The sequence below is a fragment of the Rubellimicrobium arenae genome (assembly GCF_017916275.1).
Classification (GTDB): domain Bacteria; phylum Pseudomonadota; class Alphaproteobacteria; order Rhodobacterales; family Rhodobacteraceae; genus Rubellimicrobium; species Rubellimicrobium arenae.
This window is the reverse complement of record NZ_JAFMST010000006.1, coordinates 273,231-291,074: the sequence shown is the minus strand read 5'-3', so window position 1 is coordinate 291,074 and position 17,844 is coordinate 273,231. Positions and strand designations below refer to the sequence as shown.

The window sequence follows — 17,844 nt, the reverse complement described above, 5'->3', positions numbered from 1 at the left end:
GCCGAACCTCGGCTCAGCTTGCCGCGCGGAGGGCCGTGACCTTGTCCGTCTCGACGGTCGCCCCGCCATCGAGCACGAGGATCGTCTTTCCACCTTCGGACCGGACTTCGGTGACCGCCGCATAAAGTTCGGCCTGGTCGGTCTGGACAGGCTTGCCATCCTTGAGGCTGACCACGTCGAAGCTGTAGAAGCCTTGGGGCACCGGCGATCCGTCGGCGGTTACGCCCGCCCATTCGATCGGCTCCGAGGAGGCCGGGATCTTGGTCGTCGAAACCTCCTTCCCGTCCGCGTCCTTCACCACGAGCTTCACCTCGTCCGCATCTGCCAGAGGATGGGGCGAGATGGTGATGGGCGCACCGTCGAACCAGGCCGGCATGGCCGCCCGCGCCTCCTGCCCCACCCATCCGGCCAGCTGCGCCATGCCCGACATCGTGAGCTGCCCCGACAGGGAGTTCAGGATCTCGTTGGTCTTCACCTGCTGCTCCACGCCCGAGAAGGTGGCAAGCTGAACCGCGTAGTCGGCGGAGTCGATCGGGTCGAGCGGATCCTGGTTCTGCATCTGCACCGTCAACATCCGCAGGAACGTGTTGAAGTCGCCCGGCGCCGCTTTGCCGGATGTCGAACTGGTGGTGGAGGCCGTGGTTGCGGCGCCCGTCGCAGAGGTGGTGAGGGCCGAGGTGATGGCGGTGGAATCCAAGATTCTCTCCTAGAAACGCAGGTCGAGATGACCCGCGGAGGGACGTGATCGCGAGGTCGTGGCCGCGGCAGAACTGGCGGGCCCGGCGCCCGGCGTGGACGGCAGGGCGGAATAGGACCCCTGCTCCGCGCCTCGGCCCTGTCCGGACGGGGTCCCCTCGTTCCGCTCGCCACCTCCACCGATGGAAACGCTGACCGAGCCGAGTCCCTCCTGCTGAAGTTCCTGGCGAAGGGTCTCCACATGACGGCGCATCAGGTCGGCGGTGTCCGGCCGGGCCGCCTCGATCACCACGCGCAAGCCGGCCTCCGTCACCTCCACGCTCAGCCGCAGGTGGCCAAGCTCCTTGGGAGCCAGGGTCATCTCCGCCGTTCCGCCCGCCTGCATGGCGGGGTGCTCTGCAACCTGCCTGGCGATGTGGCGCGCCACCGCCGGCCCACCTGACGGCCCTGACGAGTTCAAGGGATGACTGGCCAGCGGAGCGGAAGGCGCCTGGGTCGCCAGGGATCCGCCGTCACCCCCCTCGATCGCGGAAAGCTTCCGGCCCTTCAGCTCCACTCCCCGAGGGGCGATGGCCTCTTCTCTGCCGGGCCGCAGGCCTGAACGTGACGTCCCGGCGTCGGGCGCCGCTCCGGCCCGCACGGGGGCAGCAACGACCCCGGCCCGACTAGCCGCAGCGCCCGCATATCCCGTCGCCCCCGATGCCACCGGCTGCGTGGCCGTCGATGCGCCCCGGGGCACGGGAGAAGCACCCTCCGGGCGTCCTGCAGCAGCAGCCGTGGCGACCACAGGCGGAGTCGGCCTAGCGGCCTGCGCTGAGGGGCCCTGCACCCAGGCCGGGGCCTGCGCCTGATTGACCTTCTCGAGGGGGTCGGCGGTCGACCTCGCTGCTTCCGGATGACCCGTCCGCGCGGATGCAGAGGTCGATGCCGGATCGGCGGCGGGCCGGGTGGATTGGGATTGCGGACTTCGCCCGGTGGGCCAAGCGACCTGATCTATCCGCCCCTGCTCCGCCTCCATGGCGACAGGCGAGAGCCCTTGGCCCGCCGGACCCCCATCGCGCTTCCTTGGCGCACCCATCCGATCCGTTGGCCCCCACGGGATCTCATTGAGTGATGTCGTCGAGAGCGCCCCGGGAAGCTGCCGTTCCCCATGCGGCTCTGGTTCGCCAGAGGTCTCCCGCGGCAGCGTCGGCAGCATGGCGGAGGCAGGTCCCGCATTCCGCCCCAAGGCCGAATGCGGCTGCGATGGATCACCCCGGGCTTGAAGCCCATCCGATGCGGGGTCCGAGGCTGCCGCCTGCGAACCGCCCCGGTCGGATCCCGTCAGGGAACGGATCGCCCCCGGATCGCACGGAAATGCCATCTCGGCACCGGTCACCTGGGGCCAGCCGTCATCCTCGAACTCGTCGTCAGCGGTCGGCGGCGGCAGGCCGGACCCGACATCGTCCGCTTTCTCCCGCTCCGGTCCGGTCGGGCGCCCAGCAAGCGGGCTGGGCGCTTCACAGCGCTGCGGAACGGCACTCGCCAGGGATTCAAGGTCGCGTTCGTCATGGACGTCGCTGACCCTCCACGCGCGGGCGGGCACGGCCACGGCTGGACCAGGGAGGGCCACGGTCGCAGGCTCAGGAGGCAGGTCCACGCCGTCCGTTGGCTCGCCCTGCCCCTCCTCAGCCTTCGAGGCCCCTTCGGGATCTTCTGCCGAGGGCGGCGCAATGGTGGAGGCCGGGCTGGTCCGCTCCTCCAGGAGGGCCGCGAAGGAGGTCCCGAGCGCCGCATCGGGGGCGTCGGCGTTCGCCTGCGCGGGGCCTGCGACCGCCACGAGCCCCCAGGAGACCCTGCCCGAAACCGCCGCGTCCATCATGCGAATCGTCTCCTGCCGCTTCCGCACAGTTTCCCAGAGGAAGCTTACGAATCATTTACGCTCCTCGCCGATGATGGCGGCGTTCCAGCTTCGGGAGTGTGCATGACCACCGCCCCAGTTCCTGTCGGCCCAAGGCCCCCCCTTCCGGATCGGGATGCCCGCCTGCGGGACGCCGCCATCCGCCTCGAGGCTGGCTTCCTCAAGGAGATGCTGTCCGCGGCCGGGCTGGGCCGCGCGCCCACCGGCTTCGGCGGCGGCTCGGGCGAGGATCAGTTCTCCTCCTTCCTGCTCGAAGGCGAGGCCCTCCAGATGGCCAAGGCGGGCGGGATCGGCCTTGCCGAATCGCTGTTCCAGGCCCTGAAGTCCCATGATGCCGGCTGACCCCGCATCCAGCCTCGCCACCCTCCTGGAGGAGGAGCGCCGGATGATCCTGACCGGTGCCTGGTCAGGGCTGCAGGTGCTCGCGCCGCGAAAGGCCACGTACCTCGCCGCCCTCGACCCGGAGGATCGGACGGCGCTGGCCGCCCTCGCGGGGGGGCTGTCCCGGAATCAGGCGCTTCTGGCCGCCGCCCTCGATGGCGTCCGCGAAGCGCTGCGACGTCGGCAGGCGATGGCGGCATCGCGCAAGGGCCTCGTGACCTACAGCGCCACGGGCGCACGGGCCGAGCTGCCCGTCGCCCCCCCAGGGTCGAGCGCAAGGCCTGATCCCTTCGCGAACGCGTCATGGCCCGGCAGCCCGGCCCGCTGCCGGGCTTTTGCATTCTCGACCCGCCAAGCCCGAAACATCGATTAAAACTGCTCGTATTTGCTCGGCCGCGTTAAGTCCTCTTTCACCCCCGATCCTGCATCGTTCCCATGCATCCCAAGGGATGGCGCAGGCGGAACGAAGTTTCACCAGCACCCGTCAGAATGACCTGTCCATGCCGGCCCGGCGACGCTTGGGGCGCGGCGTCCCGAAACGCTGGCGCAAAACGCGCCTTTTCTACAGGACCAGACCTATCGCGACCTTCCAGGCGCCGCCGTGATGGCCGTCGCCGCCCGACACCTTCTTGCGCTTCAGAATGATCGGTGCGTCCGATCCCTTGGCCATGACCGCCTTCCCCCTTCTCACCCGCGACCAGGAATAAGAGGCAGGCGGAAACGGACCCTTAACGGGTCAAATCACGTCGAAAGGTCGCGGTGACGCCATATTTCGTCCGGGCCGCAGAACTCGACGAGATCGTAGCCGGCCGCCCGCATGATGGCCCCGACCCCCGGGGCGCCCGTGTTGTTCTCGATGGCCCAGACGGCGACGCGATGCCGGTCGAAGGGGAAGGCCGCCAGGGCGGCCTCCTCGCCGCCCTCGATGTCGAGGGAGACGAAGTCGGGATGAGGGAGCCCGGCCTCCTCCAGGAGCCGCGACAGGGTGCGGGTCTCCACGCGGAGGCTGCGTTCCTGGTGGCGCGGATCGGCCCGGACCTGGGCCAGGATGGCCGGATCGTAGCTTTCGGCCAGGCCGCTCATCTGCGTGAAGCCCCGGGCCACCTCGAGGAACTCGGCCTCGCCGTTCCGGGCGGCGACCGCATAGGGCAGGCAGGGGCAGCGGCGCACCTCGCGGGCGCGGGCGAGCTGGGCCGGGACGGGCTCCGCCAGGATCCCGTGCCAGCCCCGGCGCTGTTCGAGGAAGAGGGTGTTGGAGCCGGTGACGCCGTCGTAGCCGCCGACATCGGCGAAGCCGAGCCCCCGGCGGCCGCCGAAGATCCGGTCCACCACCGCGTCCTGCCCCGCCTGCGACGTGTAGGCGTAGCCCGGGTCCAGCATCCGCCGAAGCTCGTGCAGGCGGCGGTTGAGGCCGCCGCGCCGGCGGGACCTTTCGCCGGACAGGGCCGCGGTCACCTCGGCCTGCGCCGCGCGGAGATCGTCCAGGGCCCGGGCGACCCGCTCGTCAGTGGTCATCGCCCAGGGCGCCGGAATGATCGTGGTAGGACTTCTCCTCCACGAGGGTCGAGCCTGTCACCCGGTTGATCTCCCGCTTGAGGGCGGCGCGCCGGTCGTTGGTCCGGTAGACGGCCTGCGCGAGGCGGACGAACTCGGGCCCGAAGTCGCCCGCCGCATCGCGGGCGCGGATGGCGTCCTCGATGTCCCAGAGCGCCTCGTTGACGGCGCGCAGCTCCGCCTCCAGATGCGCGAGGGCGGTGCCGGCCAGGAGGGACCGGGCGGCGACCTCCTCGAGCGCGGCGAGCTCTGCCCGGACGTTCGCGACCTTGTCCGGGGCGGCGATGCGTTCGGCCTTGATGCGGAGGATCGCGATCTTGTCGAGCAGCTCACCGGCCGAGACGGGGACGAGGAGATCGGTCATGCCGCGGCCCCGCGCCGGGCGGCCAGCGCCGCCAGATCCGACCGCACCCGGGCGAAGACGCCGGACCAGTCGCGCGGCGAGGTCTGGCGGATCAGCCGCATCGAGGGATACCAGGGCGTCGTGTCCCGCCCGTGGCCCCAGAGCCAGAACGCGTCCCAGTGCAGGAGCGTCCAGACAGGACGGCCCAGGCTTCCCGCGAGGTGGGCAGTCACGGTGTCCGAGGTGACGATCAGGTCCATTTCCTCCATCATCGCGGCGCAGTCGGCGAAGTCGCGGTCCGAGCCGCCCGCGTCCACGATGAAGGCGCTGGTGCCGTCGGCCTGGAAGGCGGCCAGCTCGGGCCCCTTGTAGAGCGAGAACATCTGGACGCCCGGGATGTCGAGCAGCGCGTGCAGCCGCTCGTGGGGGAAGCTGCGGAAGGCATTGGCGCGGTAGGTGACGGAGCCGCACCAGACCACGCCGACCTTGAAGCGGTCGCGGAACGGCGCGGTGATCGCACGCGCGCGGGCGCGGGCGTCGTCGGGGATGGCGAGGGAGGCCGGGGCGGGAATGCCGTCCCCGGCCCCGAAGTGCAGCGTCGGCAGGTCCATCATGTCCACCCACAGGTCGAAGCCGCCGGGCGGGGCTCCGGGCCCGATCCAGTCGGCGCCATCCGTCCCGGCCATGAGGCGCAGGAGGGGCCGTTCGGCCAGGAGCGCCACGCGGGCGGGGTTGAAGCGGCGCAGCACGGGCAGGAACCGGGCGAAGCAGAGGGTGTCCCCGAAGCCCTGCTCGGGCAGGACGACGATCGTCTTGCCGTCCAGCGGACCGCCGTCCCATTTCGGCGCGCTCACCTTGCGGGGGCTCAGCTCCCCCGTGAGCCAGCGGGCGGCGTAGTGCCGGAAGCCCTGCGCATAGCGCCCCGCCGCCAGCTCGGTGAGCGCGAGCTGGATCTGCATCTCGGCGTCCCGAGGAAAGCGGCGCAGGCCGTCCTCGAGGAGCGCGATCCCCTCCTCGTGGCGGCCCAGCGACCGGAGCGCCTTGCCCGCCATGGCGACCTGGTTGGGGTCCTGGGGCGCGTCGCGCATCAGCTCGCGCCGGAGGACGAGGCTGCGCTCGTGCTCTCCGACGTCGTTGAGGATGTTGGCCAGATTGTTCCGGATGCCGGAATTCGCCGGATCGAGGGCATGGGCCCGCTCCTGCGCGCGCAGCGCCTGGTCGTGACGCCCTTCGGACCGGAACAGGGCGCCCAGGTTCGTCCAGATCCCGGCGGCGCGCGGCTCGCGGGCCAGGAACGCGGCATAAAGCGGCTGGGCCTCGGCCAGCCGCCCGGCCTGGTGGGCCGCGGTGGCCCGGTCCCGGAGCGCGGCGAGGCTGCCCTCGGCCAGGATCGGCCCGTCCATCACTCGGCCGCCCTTTCCCGACGCTTGACGGGCTGCACCAGCCGCGGGGGCCGGCGCGCCTCGGCGGCCTCGAAGAGCGAGAAGGTCTGGCTCACGTAGTTCACCGCGCCCGAGATCAGCTCCATGTAGTCCTCGAGGTCCTGGGTCATCTCGGTCTCGACCACGGCCACGCTGCGGTCGGGCGACGTCGTCTCGAACATGGCGTAGAACAGCGGATCGCCGCGCTGGATGCGGATGGGCTTTTCGGGCTCGTGCCATTCGAAGGCCCACATCAGCGGGCGTGGCCAGACGTCGATGGGGAAGCGGCCCCCGAAGATCGTGCCGGGCAGCGGGTCCGGCGCGTAATGCATGAAGGGGGCGACCTGGCTCATGTAGACGGGTTCGTCCGACACGAAGAGGTAGGGCAGCGCGAGCTGGATCGTGGGGACGCCCGGATGGCGCCACTCGGGCTCGGAGGTCAGGTGGAGCTTCTCGCCGAGCTTGGAGGCGCGGATGGAGCTGGCCTCGCCCGCGAGGTTGCGCAGGAAGCCCTTGCCCTTGTCGTCGCGGCCGAAGCCGATGTGGATGTCGAACGGGCAGCGGATCAGGAAGTGCCGCGATTCCAGGTTGATCACGGCAGGGCAGCGGGACGCGCTCTTGGCGTGGCGGCGGTTGAGGTCGGCGCTGCGGACGCGCTCGGGGGGGGCGTAGATGATGCCGCCCTTCTTCTCGGTCAGGCACCAGCCGACGGTCACCGGGCCGCGCCCGGATTCGTGCATGGCATGAGGCTCCTCGCCCCGCTCGAAGGTCACCGAGAGCTTCATGGCCCGTCTCCTCGCACCTGACGTCCCGAGAAAAGCCGAAACGGAGCGGAAAGGCAAAGCCCTGCCTTGGACCCGCGTGGGAGGAGGTCAGGGGCGGAGCGGCGGCTCGGGCAGGCGGAGCGCGTCGGCCTTGGCCAGCATCAGCACGGCGGAGGCCGTGCTGACGGGGTCGAGCGACAGGCGCCGGGCCAGGTCGAGGACGGTGATGCCGGGATGGGCCGCGACCTCGGCCAGGAGGCGCAGGGCGATCGCCGGGGTCGAGATCCGGCGGCGGTAGACGAGGCGCCCCGAGAGGCGGTCGTTGGTGTCCAGGAACTCCGCCCCGACGGGGGCGCCGGGATGGACCGGGGTGTCGGCGGCGATGACCGAGGAGGCATAGTCGGCGTACAGCTCGAAGGGGTCGATCTCGAGCGGGTTCGGCATGGCGGGGCGAAGGGCCGGGGTCGTGGGGCCGCCGGCCCGGCGACGCGCCGCCAGGTCCTGCGCGAGGTCGAGATACCAGGGGATGACGCGCGACCAGTCGAGATGGCGGGCGACGTGCTCCTGCCCGGCCGCCCCCATGCGGGCGCGCAGCCCCGGATCGCGCGCCAGCGTTGCCAGTGCGCGGGCGTAGGCGGGCACGTCGATCTGCACCTGCCCCTGCACCAGCGTCAGGTGGTGGAGGTAGGCGTCGGTGCCGTCGCCGAAGCGGCGCGCCAGGGTGGCCCCCATGCCCGGCGGCGCCATGCGCGTCGGCACGAGGAGCCCCGTCTCGCCGTGGCGGACGGTGTCGCGGAACCCGTCCCAGTCGGGCATGACGACGGGGAGCCCCGCGGCCATGGCCTCGACCGGGACGAGGCCGAAGGTTTCCTGGATCGAGTCCGACGGCAGGGTGAAGATGTCGGCGCCCGCCCAGACGTCGCGACGGATCCCGGGGTCGCGTCCGTCGAGGAGCCGCACGGCCACCGACGGGGCGAGCTGCGCCATGTCGCGGTGCAGGGCCTCCTCCTCGGGCCGGGACGCCCATCCGGTCAGCCAAAGGTGAAGGGGGTGGCCCAGCGTCCCCGCCACCTGCTCGAGAGCCAGCATCAGCGGGACGGGGTTGGCCTTTTCCACCACCGAAAGGCGGCCCATGGTCATCACCACCACCGCGTCATCGGGCGTTCCCTGGGCCGCGCGCATCGCGGCGCGGGCGCCGGCGCGCGGACGGAACGCGGCGGCCTCCACGCCCAGCGGGATCACCGGCAGCTGCGGCTGCGGCACCCGGGTCGCGCCGAATCGCTGGCGGAAGTACTGCGCCTCGGCCTCGAACTGGCGCGCCACGACCGATCGGACCGCGCGCGAGGTGCAGATGATGGCGTCCCACGGCTCGACCGGCTCGGACATCAGGGCGTGGAAGCCCTCGATGATGCGGCGCGTCGACACCGTATGGGTGAGCCCGACCAGCGACACCTTCTCGGGCCCGAGCCGCTGGCGCCGCCAGGTCGCCCCCTGGAAGCCGGGCGCGGGAAAGAACACGCAGCCCGCATCCGAGAAGTCGCCGCCGCCCTGCAGGGCGGTCGCGCGCAGCGGGCGCCCTTCCCCGCGGTCGAGCAGGAGCCGGGCCATCGCCTTGCCGTGCTCGGCGGTTTCGGTGACGGCCCGGATCTCCGGGCCGCCCGCATGGGCCAGCCAGCCGTTCAGGAACCCGGTTCCTGCCGAGCGACGGCCGACCAGGTCCTTGCCCGCCCCCTCGATCTGGTCGGGGTGGAAGAAGATGGCCGGCACGGACCCGGAGCTGGGGACGGGCGCCCGGCTCATCCCCCGGCCGCCTCAGACCGCCATGTCGAGCGAGCGCGCCTCGTCCGAGGCGAGCGCGAGGTCGAGCACCTTCTGGAGCGCCGCCCCCCGGGCGAAGTCGGGCAGGACGGGCGTGCCCGCGCGGATCGCGGCGATGAAGCGCTGGTAGTTGGTGGGCACGGGCGGCGCGGGCAGGTCGCGCCAGGTGCCAGTCAGCATGTCCTCGCCCAGCGAGCCGCGCAGGACGCTCTTCTCGTTGCTGCCCTGCACCTCGAGACCGCCCTTGGTCCCGAAGAGCTTGAGCGTCAGGTCGTTGAGGTGCCCCGATGCGAAGCGCGAGGCGTGGACGACGCCGGTCGCGCCGTTCGACAGCCGCAGGTGCATGACGGCGCTGTCGTTCGCGTCGAGGACGTATTCCCCGATCCGGTCGCCCGGCGCCTTGGGGAAGGTCGCGAGGCGGCAGGACACGTTGGTCGGGCTCGATCCCGCGGCATAGGTCGCGAAGTCGAGGATATGGACCCCCACGTCGCCCAGCACGCCGGTCGAGCCGTGGGATTTGGACAGGCGCCAGAGCCAGGTGGAGCTCGTGGACCACTCGCCCCAGGCGGGCTGGGTCAGCCAGGACTGGAGGTAGGAGGCCTCGAAGTGCCGCACCTCGCCGATCGCCCCCTCGGAGACGAGGCGCGCGGCCTCGTTGATGGCAGGGACGTTGCGGTAGGTGAGGTTCACCATGTTCACCACGCCCGCCAGCGAGGCGGCCTGCGCCATCTCGGCCGCGTGGGCGTAGTTGGCGGCCAGGGGCTTTTCGCACATCACATGCTTGCCGGCGGCCAGGAAGGGCAGCGTCGTCATGTAGTGGACGGCGTCGGGCGTCACGTTGGTGACGGCGTCGAACTCGCCCCAGTCCAGGGCCTCCTGCACGGATGCGAAGCCTTTGGCGATGCCATGGGTGTCCTGGAAGGACCGGAGGCGGTCGGGGTTGGTGTCGATCCCGGCGGTGAGCGTCACGCCGGGGATGGCCCCGAACTTCTCGGCGTGCTGCCGGGCCATGCCGCCCGTTCCCACGATCAGGAGGCGGACGGGCCGTTCGTCCGGACGGGCGGACGGCTGGGCGGCCTCGGCCGGGGCCATGACGGAGCTGTCGGCGGGCTCCGTCGCGGCGGTGGTGGCGTTGGGCAATTCGTCGATCACCGGTAGCCCTCCTCGCCGGCGTGGTGGAGCTTGGGGCCGCGTTCCTGGATCGGCTCCAGCGCCGCCTCCACGGGGACGTTGGGGGCCTTGGTGGGATCGGCCTGGCGGGGGGCCGGGTTGTAGGCCCACTTCACCGCGTTCCTGAGCACGAGCTGCACGTTGGCGTCGTGATAGGTCGGATAGGTTTCGTGCCCCGGACGGAAGTAGAAGACCGACCCCGCGCCGCGCTTGTAGGTCAGGCCCGAGCGGAAGACCTCGCCGCCCTGGAACCAGCTGACGAAGACGGTCTCGAGCGGCTCGGGGACGCCGAAGGGCTCGCCGTACATCTCCTCCTGCTCGAGCTCGAAATGGTCGGGCAGGCCGGCCGCGATGGGGTGGTTGCGGGAGGTGACCCAGAGCCGCTCCTTCTCGCCGGCCTCGCGCCAGGTGAGGTTGCAGGGGGCGCCCATCAGCCGCTTGAAGATCTTGGAAAAGTGGCCGGAATGCAGGACGAGGAGGCCCATCCCGCCCCAGACCGCCTCGGCCACCCGCTCCACCACCTCGTCCTGGACGTCGCCATGCGCGGCGTGGCCCCACCAGAGCAGGACGTCGGTCCGGGCGAGCCGCTCCTTGGGGAGGCCGTGCTCGGGCTCCTGAAGGGTGGCGGTGGTCGCCTCGATGGCGTCGTCCTGGTTGAGGGCGTCGGCGATCGTCTGGTGCATCCCCTGGGGATAGACCCCGGCGACGATGCGGTTCTTGTGCTCGTGGACGTTCTCGCCCCAGACGACGGTGCGGATGGCCATAAGTTCACTCCCGGGTGGGTTGGCGCGAAATTGCATCGGCGACGACGATAGCGCAACTGCACTCAGAGTCCCGAAAGACCGTCCCAGACCAGCTTGAGGCCGACCAGGGCGGTCAGGGCGTAGGTGACGGGGTAGAAGACCTCGGCCCGCATCCGGCGGATGATCCAGGCGCCCACGAAGGTGAAGGCCACGGCCACCGGCGCCAGGAGCGCGGAGGTGCCCAGGTTCTGCCCGTCGAACTCGCCCAGGGCGGCGTAGGGGATGAGCTTCACGTAGTTGACGATGGTGAAGAAGGCGACGCTGGTCCCGGTCAGCACCCGGGGATCGAGGCCCAGCGGCAGGGTGTAGACCTGGAACGGAGGACCCCCGGCATGGGCCACGAAGCTTGTGTAGCCGGCGAGGCTGCCCCAGACGGACGCGGGCGCCGCGGCCTCGGGGCTCGGGGCGCTGGGCCGCCGGTGCCAGAGCTGCCACAGCCAACGCGCCACGAAGGCCAGCGCGATCACCCCGACGATCAGGAGGACGGCCGCGTCGGGGACCAGCGCCGCCGTGAGCCAGCCGACCCCGACCCCGGCGATGGCGCCCGGCAGCATGTAGGCGAGCGTCCGGCGGCTCCAGGTCCCCCACCAGGTCCAGGTCGCGACGAGGTCGGTCAGGCACAGGATGGGCAGCAGGATCGCGGCCGCCTGCACCGGCGGCAGCACCAGCACGAGGACCGGGACCGCCATGATCCCCACGCCCGACAGGCCGCCCTTGGCCAGGCCCACGATGGCCGCGGCCAGTCCCATCACCGCGACCGCCCAGGGGTCGTGGAACGACGTCATGTCCATCTGGCCTGCTCCTCCTGCCCGGCGAAGGAGTTGCCGCTTTCGCAGGCCGGGTCAACCGCGACCGGGCTTTGCACCTGACGCCCCGATGGCCTAGATGGAAGCTGACCTATCCAAGGGAGGACAACGGCCATGGCCAGCAAGCTCGAGCAACTCCGGTCCATGACGGTGGTGGTGGCCGACACTGGGGATCTCGAGGCGGTCCGGCGGCTCGAGCCGCAGGATTGCACGACGAACCCGTCCCTGGTGCTCAAGGCCATGCAGAACCCGGCCATGGACGAGCATATCGCCCGCGCCGTGGCGACGGGCCGCGGGTCGGACGACGCCGTCGCGGCGATCGCGCAGGAGCTGACCGTCGGCCTGGGCGTGGAGCTGGCCCGGATCGTGCCCGGCCGGGTCTCGACCGAAGTGGATGCCAAGCTGTCCTTCGACACCGAGGCCTCGATCGCCAAGGCCCGGTCGCTGATCGAGGCCTATGACAGGCTGGGCGTGGGCCGCGACCGCATCCTCATCAAGCTCGCCTCCACCTGGGAGGGCATCCGCGCCGCCGAGCGGCTGGAGCGCGAGGGGATCCAGTGCAACCTCACGCTCCTCTTCTCCATGGCCCAGGCCAAGGCCTGCGCGGACGCGGGCGTGTTCCTGATCTCGCCCTTCGTGGGCCGGATCACGGACTGGTACGCCAAGAAGGAGAACCGGACCTTCGAACCCGAGGAGGATCCGGGCGTGCTGTCGGTCCGCCGCATCTACGAGCATTACAAGGCGCACGGCATCCAGACGATCGTGATGGGGGCCTCGTTCCGCAACCCCGGGCAGATCGAGGCGCTGGCGGGCTGCGACCGGCTGACGATCTCGCCGGAGCTGCTGACCAAGCTGTCCGAGGATCAGGGGGAGCTTCCGCGCAAGCTGTCGGCCGGAGCGGCCGAGGGAACGGCCGAGCCCATCGGCGAGGCGCAGTTCCGCTGGGAGATGAACGAGGACGCCATGGCCACCGAGAAGCTGGCCGAAGGCATCCGCAACTTCCACGCCGACGCCGGCAAGCTCGAGAAGATCATCGGCGAGCGTCTGGCCGTCTGACGGTCCCGGGCCGGGGGTCGCCACGCGGCCCCCCGGCCGTTCGGAACGCGGGGCGTCCGCGTCAGGGATGCGCCCGGAACGGCGCCCCGCCCCTTATCCCAGCGAGTAGCCGGCCCCGCGCACGGTGCGGAGGGGATCGTCCCCGCCCTCGGCCATCAGCGCCTTGCGGAGCCGCCCCACATGGACGTCCACCGTGCGGGTGTCCACGTAGATGTCACGTCCCCAGACCCGGTCCAGCAGCTGCTCGCGCGACCAGACGCGGCCGGGCTTTTCCATCAGCGCCGCCAGGAGCCGGAACTCGGTCGGGCCGAGCTTGAGGGATTGGCCGCCCCGGGTCACCCGGTGCGTTTCGGCGTCGAGCATGATGTCGCCGAACTCCAGCACCTGTCCCACGGTGGACGGGCGCACCCGGCGAAGCTGGGCCCGGACACGCGCGAGGAGCTCGGCGATGGCATAGGGCTTGGTCACGTAGTCGTCGGCGCCGATCTCGAGGCCGCGGACGCGGTCCACCTCCTCGGAGCGGGCCGAGAGCATGATGACGGGCAGGTTGCGGGTTTCCGGCCGCGCCCGGATCCGGCGGCAGATCTCGATGCCCGAAACCCCGGGCAGCATCCAGTCCAGCACGAGGACGTCGGGCGGGTCGTCGCGCACCGAGGCCAGGCCCTCGTCGCCGTCGGCCGCCTGGGACACGCGGAATCCTTCGGCCTCCAGGTTGTAGGCCAGCATCTCGCGCTGGGCGGGTTCGTCCTCCACGACCAGCACATGCGGAGCGAGGGACGGGCGCTGGCTCATGGGCTGCCCAGATCACCCGCGCCCATGTAGGCGGTCCGGTCGCCCTTGGGCCGATCCTCCTGGGGCCGTTCGCCGGTGACGAGATAGATCACCTGCTCGGCCATGTTGGTGACGAGGTCGCCCATCCGCTCCAGGTTCTTGGCGATGAAGTGGAGGTGCATCGCAGGCGTGATCGTCCGCGGGTCCTCCATCATGAAGGTCAGGATCTCGCGGAAGAGCGCGTTGTACATCTGGTCCACGCTCTGGTCCTGCGTCAGGACCTGGCGCGCCAGGTCGGCGTCGCGGCGCACGAAGGCGTCGAGCGTGTCGCGCAGCATGCCCTGCACCTCGCGGGCCATGCGCTTGAGGCTCGCGTCGGCGCCGTCGAAGGGGCGGCCCTCGGCCAGGACGTTCACGCGCTTGGCGATGTTCTTGGCGTAGTCGCCCACCCGCTCGAGCGAGCTGGCGAGGCGCAGCACCGAAAGGAGGATCCGGAGATCCCGGCTCACCGGCGCGCGGAGCGCGATGGTGCGGGCGACCTCCTCGTTGATCTGCTCCTCCAGCGCGTCGATGGCCTTGTCGCCCTTGCGGACGCGCTCGGCCGCCTCGACGTCGCGGGCGGCCAGGGCCTCGCCGCCCTGGAGGATGGCGTCCTCCACGAGGCCGCCCATCTTGAGGATGGAGGCCTGGATCGCCTCGAGGTCGCGGTCGTAGGACTTGAGGATGTGCTGGTCGTTCATGGCGCGCCTTCTCAGCCGATCCGGCCGGAGATGTAGGATTCGGTCCGGGGGTCGCGGGGGTTGGTGAAGATCTGCCCGGTCTCGCCGTATTCCACGAGGTGGCCCAGGTGGAAGAAGGCGGTCCGCTGGCTCACCCGCGCGGCCTGCTGCATCGAGTGGGTGACGATCACGACGGAGTAGTTCTGCTTGAGCTCGTCGATGAGCTCCTCGACCTGCGCGGTCGCGATCGGGTCGAGCGCCGAGCACGGCTCGTCCATGAGCAGCACCTCGGGCTCGGTCGCGATGGCGCGGGCGATGCAAAGGCGCTGCTGCTGGCCGCCGGAGAGGCCCGTGCCCGGCGCGTGCAGGCGATCCTTGGCCTCGTTCCACAGGGCGGCGCGGCGCAGCGCCGTCTCGACGACGACGTCGAGATCGGCCCGCGTCTTGGCCAGCCCGTGGATCTTGGGACCGTAGGCCACGTTGTCGTAGATCGACTTGGGGAACGGGTTGGGCTTCTGGAACACCATCCCCACCTTGGCGCGGAGCTGCACCGGGTCCACGCGGCGGTCGTAGATGTCCTGCCCGTCCAGTTCGATCCGGCCGGTGACGGCCGCCGAGGGGATGGTGTCGTTCATCCGGTTGAGGCAGCGCAGGAAGGTGGACTTGCCGCAGCCCGACGGGCCGATGAAGGCGGTCACCAGCCGGTCGCCTATGTCGACCGAGACGTCCTTGAGCGCGTGAGCCGTGCCGTAATGGACGTTCACGCCCTTTGCCGAGATCTTCACTCCGTCCACCGCAGCGGCCCTTTCGAACAGTCGCATGTCGTTCATCAGAATAGCCCCTTACCAGCGGCGTTCGAAGCGGCGGCGCACGAGGACCGCCACAAGGTTCATGAGAAGCAGGAAGACCAGGAGCACGATGATGCCGCCCCAGGCCCGTTCGTAGAACGCGGGATCGGCGCGTTTGGCCCATTCGTAGACCTGGGCCGGCATCGCCGAGTTGGGCGAGACGAAGCCGTGGAGCGCGCCGTCCGGGTAGTTCGAGGCGACGAAGCCCACCATCCCGATGAGAAGGAGAGGCGCGGTCTCGCCCAGAGCATGGGCCATGCCGATGATCGTGCCGGTCATGATGCCGGGCACAGCGAGCGGCAGGACATGGTGGAACACCGCCTGCATCCGGGACGCGCCCACCCCCAGCGCGGCGTCGCGGATCGACGGGGGCACGGCCTTCAGCGCGGCCCGGGTCGCGATGATGATCGTGGGCAGGGTGAGCAGCGTCAGCACCAGCCCTCCGACCAGCGGGGCGGACTGCGGGAGTTCCGCGAACTGGATGAAGACGGCCAGACCCAGGATCCCATACACGATCGAGGGCACTGCGGCCAGGTTCGCGATGTTCACCTCGATGAAGTCGGTGAAACGGTTCTTGGGCGCGAACTCCTCGAGGTAGATCGAGGCGGCGACGCCGATGGGCAGCGCCAGCGCCAGAACCGTGAGCATCACGTAAAGCGAACCCACCATGGCCACGCCCATCCCGGCCTCCTCGGGGCGCTTCTCGGAGGCGTCGGCGCCGGTGATGAAGGCCATGTTGAAGCTGCGGGCGATCGTGCCGTCGGCCACCAGCGCGTCCACGATGTCGAGATGCGCCGGGCTCAGGTTCTTGTCGTCCGCGAGGCTTTCGCGGGTCACGCGGCCCTTGATGTAGCCATCCACGCGCGACGAGGCGAGCAGGTCGAAGCTCACGGTCTGCCCGACCAGAGACGGGTCGGCGGTCACCCTGTCGCGGATCTGGGCCGCCGCGCCGGAGGACAGGATGTCGGCAAGGTCGCCGGGCTCCAGGTCCGTCTGGATGCCGGACGCGGCCACCGCCTTGGCCAGCGCGGCCTCGATCAGGTCGCCGTACCCGAAGGTCGAGGTCTTGGCGATCACCGCGGGATCGCGGGTCCCTTCGGGATCAAGTTCGGATTCGAGAAGCTCGACATCCAGCGCGAAGCGGGTCTGGGTGAAGGCCCCCAGGCCGTTCCAAAGGATCGACGACATCAGGAAGACGAGGAAGAAGAGCCCGACGAGGAGGGCCGCGAGGCCATAGGCCCGGAAGCGCGTCTCGGCACGATTGCGGGCGCGCGTGCGGGCGTCGGTTTCCAGGATGGACCGTGCGGGGCGCGGGGCGGCCGGGGCGGCGTCGCCGAGAGGGATGTCGGTCATTCGTACTGCTCCCGGTAGCGGCGCACGATCCAGAGCGCGAGGATGTTGAGCCCGAGCGTGACCACGAAGAGGGTCATGCCCAGGGCAAAGGCCACCAGGGCCTCGGGCGAGGTGAAGTCCTGGTCGCCGGTCAGCTGGCTCACGATCTTGGCGGTGATGGTGGTCATCGCGTCGAACGGGTTCAGCGACAGCCGGGCGGCGGCCCCCGCGCCCAGGACGACGATCATCGTCTCGCCGATCGAGCGGGAGGCGGCCAGGAGGATGGCTCCGGCGATGCCGGGCAGCGCGGCGGGCAGCACCACCTGGCGGATGGTCTCGCTTTGCGTGGCGCCCAGGCCCAGGGAGCCGTCCCGCATGGCCTGGGGCACGGCGTTGATGATGTCGTCCGACAGCGAGGACACGAAGGGGATCAGCATGATCCCCATGACGAGGCCCGCGGTGATCACGGCGGTGCCGCCCTGCATCCAGCCCAGGCCGCCGCTGCCGAAGACGGCCAGCAGGGCCGGCCCGACGGTCAGCAGGGCAAAGAGCCCGTAGACGATGGAGGGAATCCCCGCGAGCACCTCGAGCATGGGCTTGGCCCAGGCCCGGACGCGCGGCGAGGCGTATTCGGACAGGTACACGGCGGAGAACAGGCCAAGGGGCACCGCGACAAGGAGCGCGATCAGGGAGATGTAGAGGGTTCCCCAGACGAGGGGCAGGATCCCGAGCGACGAGCCGCCGCCGAACGAGGGGCTCCAGGTCGTGCCGAAGAAGAAGGCGGACGCGGGATAAAGCTGGAAGAACTTGATGGTGTTGAAGATCAGCGCGAGGACGATGCCGATGGTGGTCGCGATGGCGACCAGCGCGGCGGCGATCAGCAGGCCCTGGATGCCCCATTCGACTTCGTTGCGGGCGCGCAGGGCCGGCGTGGTGCGCCGGACGGCCCAGGCGCCCATCCCCAGGGCCACGGCCAGCACGAGGACGCTTTGCAGCAGCGCCGATCGGGCGCCCAGCTCCTTGTAGCGCGCCGCGGCCGCCAAGGTGGCGGCGGACACGTCCTGACCCAGCGCCACGCCGGCGCCGGCCAGCCGCTCGCGCAGCCCTTCGAGGCTGACGGAGGCCGGGTCCTCGCCCAGGAGATCGAGCCCTTCGGCCACGCGGCGCACGTCGCTCATCAGCAGGCCGATCTCGCCGTCCTGGCCGGCCATCATGGGGGCAACGGTGCGATCAAGCACGAACGGCGAGGCGAGCGACCAGACGGCAAGGACGAGTAGCGAGGGGATGAGCACCGCCATGGCGACGTTCCAGCCGTAGGCGGTGGGCAAAGAGTGCATGGCGCGCAGGCTTCCGCCCGCTCCGGCCAGGGCGCGCCGGCGGCCGGCGGCATAGCCGAGGGCGGCGATGAGGAGGACGATGAGGAAAAGCCAACCGAGGGGCATCAGGACTGTCCAAGCAAGGA

18 protein-coding genes and 1 pseudogene are annotated in these 17,844 nt (G+C 70.7%); 3 read left to right on the top strand and 16 right to left on the bottom strand.

Translation table 11 applies throughout. The features are described 5' to 3' along the window. Nucleotides 1-13: 13 nt before the first annotated feature. Nucleotides 14-697, bottom strand: a complete 684-nt coding sequence (locus J3P31_RS11765) for a flagellar hook capping FlgD N-terminal domain-containing protein (RefSeq protein ID WP_246849436.1) — start codon at nucleotides 695-697, stop codon at nucleotides 14-16. Nucleotides 698-706: 9 nt separating this feature from the next. After that, a complete protein-coding gene (locus J3P31_RS21865; RefSeq protein WP_210528628.1) occupies nucleotides 707-1,123 on the bottom strand; it encodes a flagellar hook-length control protein FliK in 417 nt (138 codons plus the stop codon). Between the two features lie 1,536 nt (nucleotides 1,124-2,659). Here J3P31_RS21865 and J3P31_RS11755 point away from each other — a divergent pair. Further along, nucleotides 2,660-2,938 (top strand): rod-binding protein, encoded by a 279-nt coding sequence (locus J3P31_RS11755; RefSeq protein ID WP_210528627.1) that lies wholly within the window; start codon nucleotides 2,660-2,662, stop codon nucleotides 2,936-2,938. Between the two features lie 43 nt (nucleotides 2,939-2,981). After that, nucleotides 2,982-3,350 (top strand): flagellar protein FlgN, encoded by a 369-nt coding sequence (locus J3P31_RS11750; RefSeq protein WP_210528626.1) that lies wholly within the window; start codon nucleotides 2,982-2,984, stop codon nucleotides 3,348-3,350. Nucleotides 3,351-3,557: 207 nt separating this feature from the next. Here J3P31_RS11750 and J3P31_RS11745 read toward each other — a convergent pair. The 9 genes and pseudogenes from J3P31_RS11745 to J3P31_RS11705 form a co-directional block, all read right to left on the bottom strand. Then, nucleotides 3,558-3,647, bottom strand: a pseudogene (locus tag J3P31_RS11745) (chemotaxis protein MotB); the annotation flags it as partial. A gap of 71 nt (nucleotides 3,648-3,718) precedes the next feature. Further along, nucleotides 3,719-4,492 carry an FkbM family methyltransferase gene (locus tag J3P31_RS11740; protein WP_210528625.1) on the bottom strand — a complete coding sequence of 258 codons (774 nt, stop codon included), beginning with the start codon at nucleotides 4,490-4,492 and terminating at the stop codon, nucleotides 3,719-3,721. Further along, a complete protein-coding gene (locus tag J3P31_RS11735; protein WP_210528624.1) occupies nucleotides 4,482-4,895 on the bottom strand; it encodes a DUF6165 family protein in 414 nt (137 codons plus the stop codon). The genes J3P31_RS11740 and J3P31_RS11735 overlap by 11 nt, the downstream gene beginning before the upstream one ends. Next, a complete protein-coding gene (locus J3P31_RS11730) occupies nucleotides 4,892-6,277 on the bottom strand; it encodes a tetratricopeptide repeat protein (RefSeq protein WP_210528623.1) in 1,386 nt (461 codons plus the stop codon). The genes J3P31_RS11735 and J3P31_RS11730 overlap by 4 nt, the downstream gene beginning before the upstream one ends. Continuing rightward, a complete protein-coding gene (locus J3P31_RS11725) occupies nucleotides 6,277-7,080 on the bottom strand; it encodes a hypothetical protein (protein ID WP_210528622.1) in 804 nt (267 codons plus the stop codon). The genes J3P31_RS11730 and J3P31_RS11725 overlap by 1 nt, the downstream gene beginning before the upstream one ends. Before the next feature lie 87 nt (nucleotides 7,081-7,167). Next, complete coding sequence (locus J3P31_RS11720; protein ID WP_210528621.1) at nucleotides 7,168-8,859, bottom strand: glycosyltransferase family 4 protein; 1,692 nt, start codon at nucleotides 8,857-8,859, stop codon at nucleotides 7,168-7,170. 12 nt (nucleotides 8,860-8,871) lie between these two features. Beyond that, nucleotides 8,872-10,029 (bottom strand): Gfo/Idh/MocA family protein, encoded by a 1,158-nt coding sequence (locus J3P31_RS11715; RefSeq protein ID WP_368373068.1) that lies wholly within the window; start codon nucleotides 10,027-10,029, stop codon nucleotides 8,872-8,874. After that, nucleotides 10,026-10,811: a ThuA domain-containing protein gene (locus J3P31_RS11710; RefSeq protein WP_210528620.1), complete on the bottom strand. Its 786-nt coding sequence runs from the start codon at nucleotides 10,809-10,811 to the stop codon at nucleotides 10,026-10,028. The genes J3P31_RS11715 and J3P31_RS11710 overlap by 4 nt, the downstream gene beginning before the upstream one ends. Nucleotides 10,812-10,873: 62 nt before the next feature. Next, complete coding sequence (locus tag J3P31_RS11705) at nucleotides 10,874-11,641, bottom strand: sulfite exporter TauE/SafE family protein (RefSeq protein ID WP_246849437.1); 768 nt, start codon at nucleotides 11,639-11,641, stop codon at nucleotides 10,874-10,876. A 129-nt stretch (nucleotides 11,642-11,770) separates the two neighbouring features. On the opposite strand from J3P31_RS11705, the gene tal reads away from it, so the two are divergent. Continuing rightward, entirely contained in the window at nucleotides 11,771-12,712 is a 942-nt protein-coding gene (gene tal / locus J3P31_RS11700) for a transaldolase (protein ID WP_210528619.1), read from the top strand. 93 nt (nucleotides 12,713-12,805) lie between these two features. Here tal and phoB read toward each other — a convergent pair whose 3' ends face one another. The 5 genes from phoB to pstC are packed head-to-tail and all read right to left on the bottom strand — an operon-like array spanning nucleotide 12,806 to nucleotide 17,824. After that, nucleotides 12,806-13,504, bottom strand: a complete 699-nt coding sequence (gene phoB / locus J3P31_RS11695) for a phosphate regulon transcriptional regulator PhoB (protein ID WP_210528618.1) — start codon at nucleotides 13,502-13,504, stop codon at nucleotides 12,806-12,808. Further along, entirely contained in the window at nucleotides 13,501-14,223 is a 723-nt protein-coding gene (gene phoU / locus J3P31_RS11690; protein WP_210528617.1) for a phosphate signaling complex protein PhoU, read from the bottom strand. Before phoU ends, phoB begins: the two co-directional genes overlap by 4 nt. 11 nt (nucleotides 14,224-14,234) lie before the next feature. Beyond that, nucleotides 14,235-15,032 (bottom strand): phosphate ABC transporter ATP-binding protein PstB, encoded by a 798-nt coding sequence (pstB, locus tag J3P31_RS11685; RefSeq protein WP_210528616.1) that lies wholly within the window; start codon nucleotides 15,030-15,032, stop codon nucleotides 14,235-14,237. 12 nt (nucleotides 15,033-15,044) lie between these two features. Then, entirely contained in the window at nucleotides 15,045-16,403 is a 1,359-nt protein-coding gene (gene pstA / locus J3P31_RS11680) for a phosphate ABC transporter permease PstA (RefSeq protein WP_210528615.1), read from the bottom strand. Then, complete coding sequence (gene pstC / locus J3P31_RS11675) at nucleotides 16,400-17,824, bottom strand: phosphate ABC transporter permease subunit PstC (protein WP_210528614.1); 1,425 nt, start codon at nucleotides 17,822-17,824, stop codon at nucleotides 16,400-16,402. Before pstC ends, pstA begins: the two co-directional genes overlap by 4 nt. Between the last annotated feature and the right edge of the window lie 20 nt (nucleotides 17,825-17,844).

What these genes read in the sequence shown, in the direction of transcription:
- J3P31_RS11720 (WP_210528621.1), bottom strand. Translation starts at nt 8,859, where the DNA reads ATGAGCCGGGCGCCCGTCCCCAGCTCCGGGTCCGTGCCGGCCATCTTC.
- pstC (WP_210528614.1), bottom strand. Translation starts at nt 17,824, where the DNA reads ATGCCCCTCGGTTGGCTTTTCCTCATCGTCCTCCTCATCGCCGCCCTC.
- tal (WP_210528619.1), top strand. Translation starts at nt 11,771, where the DNA reads ATGGCCAGCAAGCTCGAGCAACTCCGGTCCATGACGGTGGTGGTGGCC.
- J3P31_RS11735 (WP_210528624.1), bottom strand. Translation starts at nt 4,895, where the DNA reads ATGACCGATCTCCTCGTCCCCGTCTCGGCCGGTGAGCTGCTCGACAAG.
- J3P31_RS11755 (WP_210528627.1), top strand. Translation starts at nt 2,660, where the DNA reads ATGACCACCGCCCCAGTTCCTGTCGGCCCAAGGCCCCCCCTTCCGGAT.
- J3P31_RS11730 (WP_210528623.1), bottom strand. Translation starts at nt 6,277, where the DNA reads ATGGACGGGCCGATCCTGGCCGAGGGCAGCCTCGCCGCGCTCCGGGAC.
- J3P31_RS11725 (WP_210528622.1), bottom strand. Translation starts at nt 7,080, where the DNA reads ATGAAGCTCTCGGTGACCTTCGAGCGGGGCGAGGAGCCTCATGCCATG.
- J3P31_RS11710 (WP_210528620.1), bottom strand. Translation starts at nt 10,811, where the DNA reads ATGGCCATCCGCACCGTCGTCTGGGGCGAGAACGTCCACGAGCACAAG.
- J3P31_RS11750 (WP_210528626.1), top strand. Translation starts at nt 2,982, where the DNA reads ATGATCCTGACCGGTGCCTGGTCAGGGCTGCAGGTGCTCGCGCCGCGA.
- J3P31_RS11705 (WP_246849437.1), bottom strand. Translation starts at nt 11,641, where the DNA reads ATGGACATGACGTCGTTCCACGACCCCTGGGCGGTCGCGGTGATGGGA.
- phoB (WP_210528618.1), bottom strand. Translation starts at nt 13,504, where the DNA reads ATGAGCCAGCGCCCGTCCCTCGCTCCGCATGTGCTGGTCGTGGAGGAC.
- phoU (WP_210528617.1), bottom strand. Translation starts at nt 14,223, where the DNA reads ATGAACGACCAGCACATCCTCAAGTCCTACGACCGCGACCTCGAGGCG.
- pstA (WP_210528615.1), bottom strand. Translation starts at nt 16,403, where the DNA reads ATGACCGACATCCCTCTCGGCGACGCCGCCCCGGCCGCCCCGCGCCCC.
- pstB (WP_210528616.1), bottom strand. Translation starts at nt 15,032, where the DNA reads ATGAACGACATGCGACTGTTCGAAAGGGCCGCTGCGGTGGACGGAGTG.
- J3P31_RS11740 (WP_210528625.1), bottom strand. Translation starts at nt 4,492, where the DNA reads ATGACCACTGACGAGCGGGTCGCCCGGGCCCTGGACGATCTCCGCGCG.